The following is a 15488-nucleotide window of genomic DNA, read 5'->3' on the forward strand; positions in this document are numbered from 1 at the left end:
TCGCCCTCGCCCGCGGCTGTCTGCGAGTGGCCGAGACCGCCGCCCGACACTGGATCGCCCACGGCCCGGATGACCGGCTGCCCCTCCCGATCCCCTCCAACTACCGGCACAGCATCGAGCTGTCGCTGAAGTGGCTGAATCGCAAAGCCGCCCAGTGCGCGCTGCGCGAGGCGGGCCGTCGTCGTGTGTCGCGCTGCCCAGGCCGGTGTTTTCACGGAGTCAGCCGGCCGCGGTGTCGAAACGCAGCCGTACCTGGTCCTCGAGGCGTCGCAGGCTCGCGTCCAGGGCGTCGCCCACCTGCTTCTCGCCCGGGTCGTGGCTGTCGTCGAAGAAGGAGAGGTGCACCGTCACCTCACTCGCGCCGCTGCCGATGCCGGCGACCTGGAGCCAGCCGGTGTAGGTGCCCTGGGCACGCGTGCCCCATTCGAGCCGCATCTGGTCCCGCCGTGCCCGTAGCAGGGCGGCGGTGTCCTCGTCCGTGCGGTCCTCGTGCACGGTGACGGCGGGCAGTTCCTCCGCGCGCACATGGAGGTCCCTGGGCAGCCAGTCGCTCATCTGGTCGATGTTCGCCACCTGGTCGAAGACGTGCTCGGGCTGGGCCGGCATCGTCCGTGATCGTTCGTACTCGGTCATCGCCGGTACCGCCTTTCGGTTCGGGTCGTGCGTCCGTGCGTCGGGCGCATGTCCAGGGCCGGCGTACGACCGTGACGGCCGCCGACAGCCCCGGACCAAGGCGTCACTCGTTGTCGAAGACCGCCTTCTGCACCTGATCGGGGCCGTCGAACCGCTCGCTCCGGCTCCGCGTCAGCTTCTGGACGAGCGTGCTGTCCGCGCCGTTGCTCTTCGCCAGTTCGACCAGGTCGTCACGGCCGGCGGGATAGTCGGCGCCCTTCAGGGCCTTCTGCAGTTCGATCGGGTTGAGCTCGGCCATGGCGGCCTCCCTCGGTGGAGCGACGCGGCGGATCCGCGCGAGGACGTGGCGGGTACCCAGGGCGCCCGGAGGTGATTCGCCCCCGGTACCCCCGGGGCCTGCGCCGTCCACCCGGGTACGCGTACTCAGGCGCCGGCGACCGTCACGCACCAGGCTGAGGGGCGGAACTTCCGTCCGTCGAGAGGCCGTCCCGTGCTCAGTCGTACCGCCGCCGTCCTGCTGCCGTTGTTCGGACGGCTCACCGTCACCCGCGAGGCCCCGGAGCCCTTCGCCGCGGGCAGTGTCTTCGTCGCCAACCACGACTCGCTCGCCGATCCGGCGCTCGTGCTGGCCGCCCTGCGGAGCGTCGGGGTGACACCGGTCGTCATGGCGACGGCGGGGCTGTGGCGGGTGCCGGTGCTGGGGCGTGCCCTGGCGCAGGGGGGTCACATCCCGGTGCAGCGGAGAACGGCCCGCGCGGCCGACGCGCTGGAGGCCGCGGCGCGGGCGGTGCGGTCGGGACGCCATGTGCTGATCTACGCGGAGGGGGGCCTGCCGCCGCGCGAGGACGCGGCGTGTGCGGCGCCCCGGCCTTTCCGCACCGGTCTGGCGCGGCTGGCGGCGGCCACCGGCGCGCAGGTCGTGCCCGTGGGGCAGGCGGGGGCCCGGCGGCTCGCCTCCGGAACGGTCGCGAAACAGCTGGCGGGCGTGCTGACCGCCCCCGTGCGCCGGCCGCGGTTCCACGTCCACATCGGCCGGCCCGTGCGGCTGCCCTCCGGAGCGGCGGCCGGTACGGCGGTGGCCCACCGGGCGGTCGGTGCCGCCTGGCGCCAGGCAGCCCGGGCGGTGGGCGAGCCGGCCACCGGCCGTCCGTCACCCGGCTACGCGTCGCCCGCGTCGGAGTCGGTGCGCCCGGCCAGCCGCTCGTAGCGCTGCCGGGCGGCCTGCGGGCTGCGCAGGCCGAGCCCGAAGGCGATCTCCGGCCAGGTCATGCCGCGCCCCCGTGCCATCTGCAGCAGGCCGACCTCGAGTTCGTCCATCTCGGCGCGGGCCCGCGGCAGGAGGCTCAGTGCGGCGGTGATGTCCGCGCGGTCCACCTCGGGTTCGCCGTCCTCGAGCAGTGCCGCGCCGCTGAGCAGGAAGGCCACCAGCCGGACCGCCTCGTGGGGGCCGATCACGCCGGGATGGGCCTGGCGACGGCGTTGTCCGTCGGTGGCCGCGTGCCGTTCGGCGATGCGGAACAGGGACGCGTGCACCCGTCGCACGCGGGCGGCCTCGGAACTCGGAGGGGTGAAGGCGTCGGCGGGCGGGTCGGGTGTCGTGGGCATGAAACCAGCATCCATTGTGAACGCTTTGTTGTCAACGTAGTACACCCAGGGGATGGCCGATGCGTCCCGTGCCCTTCTCCAGCCGTGCGACACGGCCGGAGAAGGTGACGGCGCCGAGCACGGCACCACCCTGCTCCTCGACGGCCTGGCCGCCCTCCTGGCCGGCGGCACGCGGGACTGGACTCGCGTGGTCCGACTCTCCCGCTGGTGCGAGGCTGGGGTGGACAGGTTCCGAGGACGAGCACCGGAGGGAGACCGATGGGACGCGACGTCCCGGCGCTCACCTTCACCCGCGAGGACCGCCGCCGTTACCGGATCAAGATGCAGGAGTGCCTCGACGCACTGGCGCAGATGCTGCGCGAGTCCCGCTTCGACGCGGAGCGGCCCCAGGTGGGGCTGGAGATCGAGCTGAACCTGGTGGACGACCGGGCCGAGCCCGCGATGCGCAACACCGACGTACTGGAGGCGATCGCGGATCCGGCCTGGGACACGGAGCTGGGCCGCTTCAACCTCGAGATCAACATCGCGCCGCGCCGGCTCACGGCGGGCGGGCCGGACGCCTGGGAGTCCGAGATCCGCGCGGCGCTCAACCACGCGGAGCGGCGCGCCCGGTCCATCGGCGCGCATCTGATCATGACGGGCATCCTGCCCACCCTGCGGCAGGAGGACGTCGGCGAGGGCGCCCTGTCGGAGAACCCGCGCTACCGGCTGCTCAACGACCAGATCTTCGCGGCACGCGGCGAGGACCTGCACATCGAGGTCACGGGGATCGACCGGCTGCGCACCTACGCGGACACGATCACCCCGGAGGCCGCGTGCACCAGCACGCAGTTCCACCTCCAGGTCGCGCCGGAACAGTTCGCGGACTACTGGAACGCGGCACAGGCGATCGCCGGGGTCCAGGTCGCGCTCGCGGCCAACTCGCCCTTCCTGTTCGGCAAGGAACTCTGGCACGAGACCCGCGTCCCGCTGTTCGAGCAGGCCACCGACACCCGCCCGCAGGAGATCAAGGCGCAGGGGGTGCGGCCCCGGGTGTGGTTCGGGGAACGCTGGATCACCAGCGTGTTCGACCTCTTCGAGGAGAACCTGCGCTACTTCCCGGCCCTGCTCCCGCTGTGCGACGACCAGGACCCCGCGGAGACCCTGACGCGCGGTGACATCCCCGAACTCGGCGAGCTGACGCTGCACAACGGGACCATCTACCGCTGGAACCGCCCGGTGTACGCCGTCGCCCACGACAAGCCGCACGTGCGGGTGGAGAACCGGGTGCTGCCGGCCGGCCCGACCGTCGCGGACACCCTCGCCAACGGGGCGTTCTACTACGGGCTCACCCGCGCCTTGGTGGAGGAGGACCGGCCGGTGTGGTCACGGATGTCCTTCTCGGCCGCGGAGGACAACCTCCGGACGGCGGCGCGGTACGGCATCGACGCCCGGCTGTACTGGCCCGGGATGGGCGAGGTGCCGGCGTCCGAACTCGTGCTGCGGCGGCTGCTGCCGCTGGCGCACCGGGGTCTGGAGCGCTCCGGGATGGACGAGGCCTGGCGGGAACCGCTGCTGGGCATCATCGAGCAGCGGTGCGTGGCGGGCCGCAACGGAGCGGTGTGGCAGAAGGAGATGTTCCACCACATCGACGCCACCGCGCACTGCGGCCGCCACGAGGCGCTGCGGCGGATGACCCAGCAGTACATCGAGTACATGCACCTCAACGCCCCCGTGCACACGTGGCCCGTGGAGTGAAGGCGGGCAGGCCCACGGCAGCGGCCCCGCACGCGCCCGGCCGTGCGCGGCGTGTCAGCCCGGCCGGCGTCCGGTGTCGGAGTCGTCGGGGTCGACGCCGGTGAAGGCCGATTCGTCCTTCGTGCCGCTCGGGCGTGCGGAACGGCCCCTGCGTCCCGTGCTCCGCCTGCCCTCCTCGTCCCGGTCCGCGTACTCCTCGCCCCCTTTGGCGTCACTGCGCGCGACGTCGCCCGGGACGGACGTGTGTTCCTCCTGGGCGTGCCTGCGGCCCGCTCCGCGCGAGGGGGCGTGTTCCTCCGTGTGGAAGGAGCGGCGGGCGCTCGGGTTGTCCTCCTGCCGTGTCTCGTCGACGTCGGGTGACCAGCCGTGGTGTTCGCTCCCGTGGTGACGACCGGGTCCGCGGCCCCGTGACGGTTGCGACGGCTTGCGTTCCTCGGGCATGTGCCGACCCACCTGTCCACTCTCGTAGGGGCACGTTCCTCAGCGCCCCGGCAGTAAAAGCCTCCCACTCATCCCCCTACCAGGCATATCGAATGAATCCGCAGCCCGGCCGCCTCTCGTCGACGGCCGCGGTGCCCCGGGAGGGCCGTCACCGTGCGCCTCCTGCTCCCCCGCACCGCGTCGCAGGAGCGAGGAGCACCGGGGTGATCCGCCGTGCCGTGTGGTGCGGCCGTCCCACCCCGACGGTGCCGCGCACGCTGTGCGCCGCCGGCTCCCGTCCGGTGTCCGCGGTCACCCGGCCGGCCCAGCGCCGGGCGGATTCCTCCGCGGCACGGTCGCGGCCGGTGGCGAAGGAGCCCGAGGGCGGGCGGCGGGAGGCCGTCACACCACCGGCGGCGGTACACGCGCGGGAACCCGCGCACGCGCGGAGGATCTTCTTCGACCCCACCGCGCCGTACTCCGCGCCCCGCAGGGCGCTCGTACGCAAGGAACCGCCGGCGGTCCCGCCTGCGGTTCCCGGCGGTGTAGCCGACTCTGTACACGGACCGACACATCGACACATCGACACCGCCGCATTCCTCCCCAGGAGGCCTCGATGAACGCAAGCTCCCCGCCCGCGAACGCCGATGCGGAGACGGCCGGCGCCGTCGGCACGGACGACAAGCCGATCCACATCCTCTGGATCAACGCCGGGCTGAGCTGCGACGGCGACTCGGTCGCCCTGACGGCCGCGATGCAGCCCAGCATCGAGGAGATCGCGCTCGGGGGTCTGCCGGGTCTGCCGAAGATCGCCGTGCACTGGCCGCTCATCGACTTCGAGTGCGGGCCGGTCGGGGGCTCGGACACCTTCATCGAGTGGTTCTTCAAGGGTGAGCGCGGCGAGATCGATCCGTTCGTCCTCGTGATCGAGGGGTCCGTGCCGAACGAGGCGATCAAGCAGGAGGGCTACTGGTGCGGCTTCGGCGACAACCCGGAGACCGGACAGCCCATCACCACCAGTGAGTGGATCGACCGGCTCGCCCCCAAGGCCCTCGCCGTCGTGGCCATCGGCACCTGCGCGACCTACGGCGGCATCCACGCCATGGCCGGCAACCCGACGGGGGCGATGGGCGTGCCGGACTACCTCGGCTGGGACTGGACGTCAGGGGCCGGTATCCCGATCGTGTGCGTGCCGGGCTGCCCCATCCAGCCGGACAACTTCGCCGAGACCCTGACGTATCTGCTCTACCAGGCCGTCGGCTCGGCGCCGATGATCCCGCTTGACGACAAGCTCCGCCCCACCTGGCTGTTCGGCGCCACCGTGCACGAGGGCTGCGACCGGGCCGGCTACTACGAGCAGGGCCAGTTCGCCACCTCCTACGACTCCCCGACGTGCCTGGTGAAGATCGGCTGCTGGGGGCCCGTGGTGAAGTGCAACGTGCCCAAGCGCGGGTGGATGAACGGCATCGGCGGCTGTCCGAACGTCGGCGGCATCTGCATCGCCTGCACCATGCCCGGATTCCCCGACAAGTTCATGCCGTTCATGGACGAACCGCCCGGCGCGAAGTTGTCCAGCACCGCCAGCGGCGCCTACGGAGCGGTGGTGCGCAAGCTGCGGACCGTCACCGCACGGACGGTGGACAAGGAGCCCAGGTGGCGGCACACCGGACGGGAACTCACCACCGGCTACCGGCCGCCCTGGTGACCACGGCCTGACGTCGACCCGCAACCCGCTCACCGACCCGAACGACCGAAGGGCAGCACCGACACAATGGCGACCTCGACGACGACCGGTGACGGCACCGGCCTGGTGGAGATGGCGTGGGACCCGATCACCCGGATCGTGGGCAGCCTCGGCATCCACACGAAGATCGACTTCAAGCAGAAGCGGGTCGCCGAGTGCTACAGCACCTCGTCGGTCTTCCGCGGCTACAGCGTCTTCATGCGGGGCAAGGACCCGCGTGACGCGCACTTCATCACCAGCCGCATCTGCGGCATCTGCGGCGACAACCACGCCACCTGCTCGGTGTACGCGCAGAACATGGCGTACGGCGTGAAGCCGCCGCACCTCGGTGAGTGGATCATCAACTGCGGTGAGGCAGCGGAGTTCATGTTCGACCACAACATCTTCCAGGAGAACCTGGTAGGGGTCGACTACTGCGAGAAGATGGTCCGCGAGACCAACCCGGGCGTCCTCGAACTCGCCGAGCGCACCGAGGCCCCGCACGCCGGCGACCACGGCTACCGCACCATCGCCGACATCATGCGCTCGCTCAACCCGCTGGAGGGCGAGTTCTACCGGGAGGCGCTCCAGGTCAGCCGGTACACGCGGGAGATGTTCTGCCTGATGGAGGGCCGCCACGTGCACCCCTCCACGCTGTACCCGGGCGGCGTCGGCACCATCGGCTCGGTGCAGCTCTTCACGGACTACATGACCCGCCTCATGCGCTACTGCGAGTTCATGAAGCGGGTCGTGCCGCTCCACGACGACCTGTTCGACTTCTTCTACGAGGCGCTGCCGGGCTACGAGGAGGTCGGCCGGCGGCGGGTGCTGCTCGGCTGCTGGGGCGCGTTCAACGACCCGGAGTACTGCGACTTCAGTTACGCCAACATGACGGACTGGGGACGGCGCATGCTCGTCAGCCCCGGTGTGGTGGTGGACGGCAGACTGGTCACCAACGACCTCACCGAGATCAACCTCGGCATCCGCATCCTCCTGGGCAGCTCGTACTACGAGGACTGGGAGGGCCAGGAGCAGTTCGTCACCCGGGACCCGCTCGGCAACCCGGTCGACCCGCGGCACCCGTGGAACCAGCACACCATCCCCGCACCGCAGAAGCGGAACTTCGACGACAAGTACAGCTGGGTGATGTCCCCGCGCTGGTTCGACGGCAAGGACCACCTGCCCCTCGACACCGGCGGCGGCCCCCTCGCCCGCCTGTGGTCCACCGCCCTGTCCGGGCTCGTGGACGTCGGGTACGTCAAGGCGACCGGCCACAGCGTCGTCATCAACCTGCCGCGCACCCTCACCAAGCCGGAGACCACCTTCGAGTGGACGATCCCGAAGTGGTCCAACGCGCTGGAACGCAACCGCGCCCGCACCTACTTCCAGGCGTACGCCGCTGCCGTGGCCCTGCACAGCGCGGAGAAGGGCCTGGCGGAGGTGCGCGCCGGGCGCACCCGGACGTGGGAGAAGTTCGAGGTGCCGGACGAGTCCATCGGGGTGGGCTTCACCGAGGCGGTGCGCGGTGTCCTCTCGCACCACATGGTGATCCGGGACGGGAAGATCGCGAACTACCACCCGTACCCGCCGACCCCGTGGAACGCCTCGACGCGTGACACCTACGGCACCCCGGGCCCGTACGAGGACGCGGTGCAGAACACGCCGATCTTCGAGGAGAACCCCCCGGAGAACTTCAAGGGCATCGACATCATGCGCGCCGTGCGCAGCTTCGATCCGTGTCTGCCGTGCGGCGTCCACATGTACGTCGGCGACGGCCGGACGGTGAAGTCGATGCACGTCCCCACCGGTCTGAGCGGACTGGCCGGATGAGCCCCGCGGACGTGCGGCCGGGCCCCGACGCCGAGGCGGCCGGGCGGAGGGTGGAGGAGATCCTCGACCGGCTCGCCTCCTCCGCCGACGACGCGGTCCGCGAGGCCGCCGAGGAACTCGTCCGGGCGCTCATGGAGTTCTACGGCGCCGCGTTCGCCCGGACCATGGAACTGCTGGGCCGCCGAGCGGACCGGCCCGCCCGCGAGGCCGCCGGCGCCCTGCTCCGCGACGAACTCGTCGCCGGCCTGCTGGTGCTGCACGGGCTGCACCCGGACGACGCGCCGACCCGGATCGCCCGGGCCCTCGACGCGCTTCCGCACGCCGTGGAGAACACCGGATTCGACCCGGCGACGGGCGAGTTGAGGCTGCGGCTCACCGGCTCGGGCGGCTGCGGCTGCGGCGGTTCGCGGGACGCCGTCGAGCAGGCGGTCCGGGACGCCCTCGCCGGTGTCGCGCCGGAGGTGACGGCGGTGACGCTGGAGCCGGACGCGGCACCCGGGCCGGTGCTGCTCCAGATCGGCGCCGGCCCGCCCGGTGCACCCCCGTCCGGACCGAGCGGCCGCCCACCGGCCACCACGGCACCGTGAGCGGGCGCCGACCCCCGCCGGTCAGGGGGCTGTTCCGGTTCACCGCGCCCAGGGCTCCCCGCGAGGAGCGCTGTGAACTGTGCTCCGCCGCACTGCCGGACCCCGGTCACCGTCACCTCGTCGACACCGAGAGACGGGCGCTGACGTGCGCCTGCGACCCCTGCGCCCAGCTGCTGGACCGGCCGGGCGCCTCCGGGGGGAGGTTCCGCACCGTGCCGGGGCGCTATCTGAGCGACCCGGACCACAAACTGGACGAGGCGGCGTGGGAAAGGCTCCGCGTCCCCGTCGGGGTCGCCTTCTTCTTCCGCAACTCCGCTCTCGACCGCCCGGTCGCGCTCTATCCGAGCCCCGCCGGGGCCACCGAGAGCGAACTGGAACCGGAGGCGTGGCAGTCCCTCCTGGCGGCCTCCGAGCTGGCCGGGCTGCTCCGGCCCGACGTGGAGGCGCTGCTGCTGCGCCGCCACGAGGGGCGGGTGGAGTGCCATCTGGTGCCCATCGACATCTGCTACGAGCTGGTGGGGCGCATGCGACTACGGTGGCAGGGCTTCGACGGGGGCGCCGAGGCGCGGGCCGATCTGGACGAGTTCTTCGGCCATGTGCGCGAGCGGGCCCGCGTCCCCGGGGGGAGCAGGCCGTGACGGAGTTCGGCTTCACCTGCACGGGGGTGCGCGCCGACCCGTACGCCGTGGGTCCGGCGCTGGTCTTCCGGCTGCGGGTCACCTCCTCCCCGGGCGTCCCGGTGCACGCGGTGGCACTGCGCTGCCAGATCCGGATCGAGCCCGCCCGCCGGAGCTACGACGACGCCGAAGCCGCCGCCCTGACGGACCTCTTCGGCGACCGCTCCCGCTGGGGCAGCAGCCTCAATCCGCTGGAGCTCGCCCACGTCCCGGTGATGGTCCGGGGGTTCACCGGTGAGACGGAGACCGACGTGGTCGTGCCCTGCACCTACGACATGGACATCGCCGCCTCCCGCTACTTCCACGCCCTCGCGGACGGGGAGGTACCGCTGCGGATGCTGTTCTCGGGCACCGCCTTCACCGGCACCGGCGGCTTCCGGGTCGAACCCGTCCCCTGGGACCGGGAGGCCGTGTTCCGGATGCCGGTGAAGACCTGGCGCGAGATGGTCGACCGGCACTTTCCGGGCTCCGGCTGGATCAGGCTGCCCGCGGACACGATGGACGCGCTGCTCGCCTACCGGTCGCGGCAGGCACTGCCCTCCTGGCAGGCGGCCGTCGAGCGGCTGCTGGAAACGGCGGGTGAGAGGACACCATGACCACGACGACGTTCACCTCCGGCGCCGAGGCCCGGCTGGCGGTGGCGCGCCAGGTCGCCGACGCGGTGCTGTTCGAGGGCTACGTGCTCTACCCGTACCGTGCGTCGGCCGCCAAGAACCGGCTGCGCTGGCAGTTCGGGGTGCTGGTGCCCCCGTCCTGGACGGCGACGGCCGCGGAGCACGAGTTCCAGCACACCGAGGTGCTGATGGAGCCGCGTCCGGGCGCGGTCCTCTCGGTCGAGGTGCGGTTCCTGCACGCCCGGCGGCGCACGGTGCAGCGGGCCCTGCCGGACGGCGGTTTCGAGACCGTCGGCGAACTGCGCCTGGAGGACCGGGTGGTGGTCCCCTGGGACGAGGGCCGGGAGGAGCGGGTGCGGGTCACCGTGCCCGTCGAGGAGCTGGCGGACGCGGGCACCGAAGTCCCCTTCGGCCGGCCGGCGGGTGAGGAGAGCGAACCGGTCACCGACGCCGCCGGGACGGTGGTGGGCCGTCTGGTGCGGCGCCGTGAGGCGGTCGACGGCGTCCTGCGCCTGTCCGCGGTCCCGCTGGACGGCCCGTACACGACCCAGCGGCTGAGCGTGGTCGTCGAGAACACCTCCGCATGGCTGCCCGAGGAGGGCGCCGGACGGGACGCGGCGCTGTCCCGTTCCCTGGTCGCCACGCACACACTGCTGCATCTGGACGCCGGGCGCTTCCTGTCGCTGACGGATCCGCCGGAGTGGGCCGGGGCCGCGGCGGCGGCCTGCCGCAATCTGCACACCTGGCCCGTGCTGGCCGGTGAACCGGCCTCCCGCGACCTGGTGCTCTCCTCCCCGATCATCCTGGAGGACCATCCGGCCATCGCCCCGGAGAGCCCGGGTGCCCTGTACGACGCCACGGAGATCGACGAGATCCTCGCCCTGCGCACCGCGGCCCTCACCGACGAGGAGAAACGTGAGGCCAGGGGGACGGACGACCGGGCGGCGGCGGTGATCGACCTCACCGAGTCGATGCCGGCGGAGGTCCTGGAGCGGCTGCACGGCGCCGTGCGCGGCCTGCGCGACGTCACCGCGCCCACCCTGCCCGCACCGGTGTTCGCCGACACGGACGGCGGTATCGCCCGGCCGGACGTCCCCTGGTGGGATCCGGGCGCGGACGCCTCGGTGGACCCGGCCCACGACCATGTGCTGGTCGACGGGCGGGAGGTGCGGGCGGGCAGCCGCGTCGTCCTGCGACCCCGGCTGCGGCACAGTGACGCGCAGGACCTGTTCCTCAGCGGGCGGCGCGCCCTGGTCGAGGCGGTCCTGCACGACGTCGACGGGGGCGTGCACATCGCGGTCACCGTCGAGGACGATCCGGGCGCCGACATCCGCCGCGAGCAGGGCCGATACCTGTACTTCCAGCCCGACGAGATCGACGTGGAGACGCCGTGACCGGCGGCGCGGGCCCGCGCACCCTGGTCGCCGGAGTCGGCAACGTCTTCCTCGGCGACGACGGCTTCGGTGTCGAGGCCGCCCGGGCGCTCACCGGACACCCGCTGCCGGAGGGCGTGGAGGTCGCCGACATCGGCATCCGAGGTGTCCACCTGGCCTACCGGCTCCTCGACGGCTACGACACGCTGATCGTCCTCGACGCGACGGCCCGCGGCGGTGCGCCGGGGACCGTGTACGTGATCGACGCGGGCGAAGCCGGCAGCCGCCGACCGCCGGACGGCGTCCCCCTGGACGGCCACCGCATGTCGCCCGACGCCGTGCTCGCCCTGCTCGACACGCTGTGCGCGGGCACCGGCGCCCTCCCGCCGCGACGCACGCTGGTGGTGGGCTGCGAACCCGCCACCGTCGAGGAGGGCATCGGTCTCAGCCGGCAGGCGGCCGCGGCGGTGCCCGAGGCGGTGCGCCTGGTCGTCGAACTGGTCGGTGACGGATCCGTCGTCCGGCCCGGTCCGCATCCCCCTTCCCCCGTTCGGAGAGCACCATGAGCAAGCGCCTCATCGGCGGTGTCGCCACCGTCCTCGGCATGTCCGCGCTGGCGGCGGTCGCCGCGAGTCTCTGGCCGGACGTCCGGCGTTACCTGCGCATCCGCAGCATGTGAGGCGGTCCGATCGGGCTACGGTCCCGGCGCGCCGGGCGGCCTGCCGCACCGGGACTGCCTTCAATGGGCAGCGCCCCCAGCCCACCCCGGTCAGGACGGAGCGGCCATGCACGAGATGTCCGTCGCCCTGTCGGTCGTGGACCAGGTCGAGCAGGCGGCACGATCCGGCGGTGCGCACGGGGTGCGCCGCGTCGCCGTCGAGATCGGCGAGCTGGCCGGGGTCGTCCCCGACGCGCTCGCCTTCTGCTTCGAACTCGCCTGCGCCGGGACGCTGCTGGAGGGCTCCGAGCTCGTCACCCGGTTCGTGCCCGGCCGGGCGGCGTGCGCACCGTGCGGGCGCGCCTGGGACACCGGCATGCCGCCGGACATGATCTGCGCGGTCTGCGGCGGGGGCGCCAGCGAACTGCTCTCGGGCCGCGACCTGCGGATCGCCGAGGTGCACTGGTCCGCGCGGTCCGCCGCACCCGACCCCACACCGGTATCGCAACCCCAGGAGAGCTGACCATGTGCCGCACCGTCGACCTCCGGCAGGCCGTGCTCGCCAAGAACACCATGGCGGCACACGTCCTGCGCACCGAACTCGCCGCCCGGGGCACGACCGTCGTCAATCTCCTGTCCAGCCCGGGCAGTGGCAAGACGGCCCTGCTGGAGCGTGAGCTGCTGCTGGCCCGGGAGCGCGGTGTGGCGACCGCGGCCCTCACCGCGGACCTCGCCACGGAGAACGACGCCACCCGGCTGGCCCGCTCCGGTGTCCCCGTCAAGCAGGTGCTCACCGACGGCCTGTGCCACCTGGAGGCGGACATGCTCGCCGGGCATCTGCACGACTGGCTGCCCGACCCCACCCGGCTGCTCTTCGTGGAGAACGTGGGCAACCTCGTGTGTCCGGCCTCCTACGACCTGGGCGAGTCCCTGCGGGTGGTCCTGGCGTCCGTCACGGAGGGCGAGGACAAGCCGCTGAAGTACCCCACCGCGTTCGGGCTCGCCCAGCTGGTGATCGTCACCAAGTCCGACCTGGCCGGCCCGGCCGCCTTCGACGAGGCCGCCTTCCGCGCCCATGTGGAGCGGGTCAACCCGGGCGTCGAGGTGGCGCTCACCTCCGTACGGACCGGCGAGGGGGCCGGGCTCCTGGTGGACCGGGCGCTCGCGGCGGCCGACGGGGGATGCGTCCACGCGCCGGTGATGGCGCGGGCCGGGGCGTGAGCACCGCTCCCGGAGTCCGCCCCGCACCTGCCGACGGGGCGGGGTCCGTGCGGCGCGCGCGGGTCGTCGTACGGGGTGTGGTGCAGGGCGTGGGCTTCCGGCCGTTCGTGTACGGGCTGGCGACCGGTCTCGGACTGGCGGGGCACGTGACGAACACCGGTGACGGCGTGTCGGTGGAGGTCGAGGGCGCCTCCTCGGCGGTCGACCGGTTCTGCGCGCGCCTCACCTGCGAGGCGCCGCCGCTCGCGGTGGTGGAGTCGGTGGAGAGGGCCGAACTGCCCGTGACCGGGACCGGCGGATTCGCCATCGTGGCGTCCCGGGCCGAAGGGCCCGTGCGCACACTGGTGGCCCCCGACACCGCGACCTGCCGCGACTGTCTGTCCGAACTGGGCGACCCCGGCGACCGGCGCCACGGCCATCCCTTCATCACCTGCACGCACTGCGGGCCGCGCTTCACCATCGTCACCGGACTGCCGTACGACCGGGAGCACACGACCATGGCGGGCTTCCCCCTGTGCCCGGACTGTGCCCGCGAGTACGACGACCCCCGCGACCGCCGCTTCCACGCGCAGCCCGTCGCCTGCCCCGCCTGCGGTCCGCGGCTGCGGCTCGTGACCGCGCCCGGGTGCCCCGGCGGTCCGCTGCCCGCCGGCGGCGATCCGCTCGCCGGGGCCCGCTCGCTGCTCGACGCCGGCGCGGTGCTCGCCGTGAAGGGCGTCGGCGGCTATCACCTCGCCTGCGACGCCACCCGGCCGGAGGTGGTGGCCGGGCTGCGCCGCCGCAAGGCGCGCGGGGACAAGCCGTTCGCGGTCATGGCCCCGAGCGCGCGGGACGTCGAGCATCTGGTGCACATGGGTCCGGTGGAGCGGGACCTGCTCACCGGGCGGGTGCGGCCCGTGGTCCTGATGCGGCGGCGCACCGGCGTCCGGCCCGCCCCGGGAGTGCTCGTGCCCGCCGACGGTGTCGCGCCGGGCAGCCCCGATCTCGGTGTGGTGCTGCCGTACTCGCCGGTGCACCACCTGCTGCTGGCGGGTGCGCCCCGGCTGCTGGTGATGACGAGCGGCAACATGTCCGGCGAGCCCATCGTGACGGACGACGAGCAGGCCCTGGAGCGGCTGGCCGGGCTGGCCGACGCGTGGCTGACACACGACCGCCCCGTCCGGGTGCCGTGCGACGACTCCGTCGTCCGCGTGCTCGACGGCGAGCCGCTGGTGCTGCGCCGCTCACGCGGCTACGCGCCGCTGCCGGTCGCCCTGCCGGCCGCGGTGGTGCCGGCGCTGGCGGTCGGCGGCGACCTCAAGAACGTCTTCTGTCTCGGGCGGGGCGAGCGGGCCTGGCTGTCCGCGCACGTCGGGGACATGGACGACCTCGCCACGCAGGAGGCGTTCGGCCGGGCCGAACGGCACCTGGAGTCGCTGACCGGTGTGCGGCCGACGCTGCTGGCGGCCGACAGCCATCCGGGATACCGGTCCGGCGCGTGGGCACGGCGGCACGCCCGGGGACGGCCGGTGGTCCGGGTGCAGCATCACCACGCGCACATCGCCTCCGTCCTGGCCGAGCACGGGGTCGCGGAGGGAGACCGGGTGATCGGGGTCGCCTTCGACGGCACCGGGTACGGGGACGACGGCACCGTATGGGGCGGTGAGTTCCTCCTCGCGGACTACGACGGCTTCCACCGGTTCGCCCACCTGGCCACCGTGCCGCTGCCCGGCGGTGACGCGGCGGTGCGGCGTCCGTACCGGATGGCGCTCGCCCATCTGCACGCCGCGGGCATCACCGCCGACCCGGACCTGCCGTGCACGGCCGCCTGCCCGCCGGACGAACTCGACGTGCTGCGGACGCAGTTGGCGCGAGGACTGAACTGCGTGCCCACCTCCAGCATGGGCCGGCTCTTCGACGCGGTCTCCTCCCTGGCGGGGGTGTGTCACCACGCCGGGTACGAGGCACAGGCCGCGATCGAGCTGGAGGCGACGGCGGTGCCGGCCGGTGACGAGGAGCCGCACGACCCCCGGTACGCCTTCCGGCTCACGAACGGTCCCGGACCGTTGACCGCCGCCCCTGATCCCCTGCTGAGGGCGGTGGCCGAGGACGTACGGGGTCGGGTGCCGGCGGCCGTGATCGCCGCCCGCTTCCATCTGGCCGTCGCCCTGCTGGTGCGGGACGTGTGCGCGGCGGCGCGGCGGGCGGCCGGTCTGCGGACGGTGGCCCTGACCGGGGGCGTGTTCTCCAACGCGCTGCTCTCCTCGGCCTGCGCCCGGGAACTGCGCGCTGCCGGGTTCACCGTACTGCGCCATCGCGACATCCCGCCGAACGACGGCGGACTGGCACTCGGCCAGCTGATCGTGGCCGCCCGGGCGGGAGCCACCGCCCGGTGAGGTGCGCTCCCGCGCACGCGACAAGTGAGGAGATC

Annotated in this window: 17 protein-coding genes; 13 read left to right on the plus strand and 4 right to left on the minus strand. The window is 73.1% G+C overall.

Going from position 1 to position 15488, the window contains the following annotated elements; translation table 11 throughout:
* Window positions 1–219: 219 nt before the first annotated feature.
* Both ACZ6A9_RS28445 and ACZ6A9_RS28450 read right to left on the minus strand, forming a co-directional pair.
* Window positions 220–633, minus strand: a complete 414-nt coding sequence (locus ACZ6A9_RS28445) for an SRPBCC family protein (RefSeq protein WP_468990959.1) — start codon at window positions 631–633, stop codon at window positions 220–222.
* A gap of 103 nt (window positions 634–736) precedes the next feature.
* Entirely contained in the window at window positions 737–931 is a 195-nt protein-coding gene (locus tag ACZ6A9_RS28450; protein ID WP_228967499.1) for a DUF2795 domain-containing protein, read from the minus strand.
* Between the two features lie 192 nt (window positions 932–1123).
* On the opposite strand from ACZ6A9_RS28450, the gene ACZ6A9_RS28455 reads away from it, so the two are divergent.
* Entirely contained in the window at window positions 1124–1840 is a 717-nt protein-coding gene (locus ACZ6A9_RS28455; RefSeq protein ID WP_468990961.1) for a lysophospholipid acyltransferase family protein, read from the plus strand.
* On the opposite strand, the gene ACZ6A9_RS28460 is transcribed toward ACZ6A9_RS28455, so the two are convergent.
* On the minus strand, window positions 1792–2238 hold the full coding sequence (locus tag ACZ6A9_RS28460) for a DNA-binding protein (RefSeq protein ID WP_468990963.1): 447 nt from the start codon (window positions 2236–2238) through the stop codon (window positions 1792–1794). The two genes, ACZ6A9_RS28455 and ACZ6A9_RS28460, sit on opposite strands and share 49 nt — an antisense overlap.
* A gap of 258 nt (window positions 2239–2496) precedes the next feature.
* On the opposite strand from ACZ6A9_RS28460, the gene ACZ6A9_RS28465 reads away from it, so the two are divergent.
* On the plus strand, window positions 2497–3975 hold the full coding sequence (locus ACZ6A9_RS28465) for a glutamate-cysteine ligase family protein (RefSeq protein ID WP_468990965.1): 1479 nt from the start codon (window positions 2497–2499) through the stop codon (window positions 3973–3975).
* Between the two features lie 54 nt (window positions 3976–4029).
* On the opposite strand, the gene ACZ6A9_RS28470 is transcribed toward ACZ6A9_RS28465, so the two are convergent.
* Window positions 4030–4416: a hypothetical protein gene (locus ACZ6A9_RS28470; protein ID WP_468990968.1), complete on the minus strand. Its 387-nt coding sequence runs from the start codon at window positions 4414–4416 to the stop codon at window positions 4030–4032.
* Window positions 4417–5011: 595 nt separating this feature from the next.
* On the opposite strand from ACZ6A9_RS28470, the gene ACZ6A9_RS28475 reads away from it, so the two are divergent.
* The 11 genes from ACZ6A9_RS28475 (at window position 5012) to hypF (ending at window position 15453) form a co-directional block, all read left to right on the plus strand.
* The gene (locus ACZ6A9_RS28475; protein WP_468990970.1) at window positions 5012–6100 is read left to right on the plus strand and encodes an NADH-quinone oxidoreductase subunit B family protein; all 1089 of its coding nucleotides are present in this window, start codon (window positions 5012–5014) and stop codon (window positions 6098–6100) included.
* Window positions 6101–6166: 66 nt separating this feature from the next.
* A complete protein-coding gene (locus ACZ6A9_RS28480) occupies window positions 6167–7948 on the plus strand; it encodes a nickel-dependent hydrogenase large subunit (RefSeq protein ID WP_468990973.1) in 1782 nt (593 codons plus the stop codon).
* On the plus strand, window positions 7945–8535 hold the full coding sequence (locus ACZ6A9_RS28485; protein ID WP_468990976.1) for a hypothetical protein: 591 nt from the start codon (window positions 7945–7947) through the stop codon (window positions 8533–8535). Before ACZ6A9_RS28480 ends, ACZ6A9_RS28485 begins: the two co-directional genes overlap by 4 nt.
* The gene (locus ACZ6A9_RS28490) at window positions 8532–9173 is read left to right on the plus strand and encodes a DUF5947 family protein (protein WP_468990978.1); all 642 of its coding nucleotides are present in this window, start codon (window positions 8532–8534) and stop codon (window positions 9171–9173) included. The genes ACZ6A9_RS28485 and ACZ6A9_RS28490 overlap by 4 nt, the downstream gene beginning before the upstream one ends.
* Complete coding sequence (locus ACZ6A9_RS28495) at window positions 9170–9808, plus strand: DUF6084 family protein (RefSeq protein ID WP_468990981.1); 639 nt, start codon at window positions 9170–9172, stop codon at window positions 9806–9808. The genes ACZ6A9_RS28490 and ACZ6A9_RS28495 overlap by 4 nt, the downstream gene beginning before the upstream one ends.
* The gene (locus tag ACZ6A9_RS28500; RefSeq protein ID WP_468990984.1) at window positions 9805–11220 is read left to right on the plus strand and encodes a hypothetical protein; all 1416 of its coding nucleotides are present in this window, start codon (window positions 9805–9807) and stop codon (window positions 11218–11220) included. The genes ACZ6A9_RS28495 and ACZ6A9_RS28500 overlap by 4 nt, the downstream gene beginning before the upstream one ends.
* Entirely contained in the window at window positions 11217–11765 is a 549-nt protein-coding gene (locus ACZ6A9_RS28505) for a hydrogenase maturation protease (RefSeq protein WP_468990987.1), read from the plus strand. The genes ACZ6A9_RS28500 and ACZ6A9_RS28505 overlap by 4 nt, the downstream gene beginning before the upstream one ends.
* The gene (locus ACZ6A9_RS28510; protein WP_468990990.1) at window positions 11762–11878 is read left to right on the plus strand and encodes a DUF6893 family small protein; all 117 of its coding nucleotides are present in this window, start codon (window positions 11762–11764) and stop codon (window positions 11876–11878) included. Before ACZ6A9_RS28505 ends, ACZ6A9_RS28510 begins: the two co-directional genes overlap by 4 nt.
* A gap of 106 nt (window positions 11879–11984) precedes the next feature.
* Window positions 11985–12380 carry a hydrogenase maturation nickel metallochaperone HypA/HybF gene (locus ACZ6A9_RS28515; protein ID WP_468990992.1) on the plus strand — a complete coding sequence of 132 codons (396 nt, stop codon included), beginning with the start codon at window positions 11985–11987 and terminating at the stop codon, window positions 12378–12380.
* 2 nt (window positions 12381–12382) lie between these two features.
* Complete coding sequence (gene hypB, locus ACZ6A9_RS28520; RefSeq protein WP_468990994.1) at window positions 12383–13078, plus strand: hydrogenase nickel incorporation protein HypB; 696 nt, start codon at window positions 12383–12385, stop codon at window positions 13076–13078.
* A complete protein-coding gene (gene hypF, locus ACZ6A9_RS28525; RefSeq protein ID WP_468990997.1) occupies window positions 13039–15453 on the plus strand; it encodes a carbamoyltransferase HypF in 2415 nt (804 codons plus the stop codon). Before hypB ends, hypF begins: the two co-directional genes overlap by 40 nt.
* Window positions 15454–15488 lie beyond the last annotated feature (35 nt).

This window comes from Streptomyces sp. NPDC041124, assembly GCF_055592385.1.

Bases quoted from the DNA above. Each gene is read 5' to 3' on its own strand.
- ACZ6A9_RS28445 (WP_468990959.1), bottom strand. From the start codon at position 633: ATGACCGAGTACGAACGATCACGGACGATGCCGGCCCAGCCCGAGCAC.
- ACZ6A9_RS28450 (WP_228967499.1), bottom strand. From the start codon at position 931: ATGGCCGAGCTCAACCCGATCGAACTGCAGAAGGCCCTGAAGGGCGCC.
- ACZ6A9_RS28460 (WP_468990963.1), bottom strand. From the start codon at position 2,238: ATGCCCACGACACCCGACCCGCCCGCCGACGCCTTCACCCCTCCGAGT.
- ACZ6A9_RS28465 (WP_468990965.1), top strand. From the start codon at position 2,497: ATGGGACGCGACGTCCCGGCGCTCACCTTCACCCGCGAGGACCGCCGC.
- ACZ6A9_RS28470 (WP_468990968.1), bottom strand. From the start codon at position 4,416: ATGCCCGAGGAACGCAAGCCGTCGCAACCGTCACGGGGCCGCGGACCC.
- ACZ6A9_RS28475 (WP_468990970.1), top strand. From the start codon at position 5,012: ATGAACGCAAGCTCCCCGCCCGCGAACGCCGATGCGGAGACGGCCGGC.
- ACZ6A9_RS28480 (WP_468990973.1), top strand. From the start codon at position 6,167: ATGGCGACCTCGACGACGACCGGTGACGGCACCGGCCTGGTGGAGATG.
- ACZ6A9_RS28485 (WP_468990976.1), top strand. From the start codon at position 7,945: ATGAGCCCCGCGGACGTGCGGCCGGGCCCCGACGCCGAGGCGGCCGGG.
- ACZ6A9_RS28500 (WP_468990984.1), top strand. From the start codon at position 9,805: ATGACCACGACGACGTTCACCTCCGGCGCCGAGGCCCGGCTGGCGGTG.
- ACZ6A9_RS28510 (WP_468990990.1), top strand. From the start codon at position 11,762: ATGAGCAAGCGCCTCATCGGCGGTGTCGCCACCGTCCTCGGCATGTCC.
- ACZ6A9_RS28515 (WP_468990992.1), top strand. From the start codon at position 11,985: ATGCACGAGATGTCCGTCGCCCTGTCGGTCGTGGACCAGGTCGAGCAG.
- hypB (WP_468990994.1), top strand. From the start codon at position 12,383: ATGTGCCGCACCGTCGACCTCCGGCAGGCCGTGCTCGCCAAGAACACC.
- hypF (WP_468990997.1), top strand. From the start codon at position 13,039: ATGCGTCCACGCGCCGGTGATGGCGCGGGCCGGGGCGTGAGCACCGCT.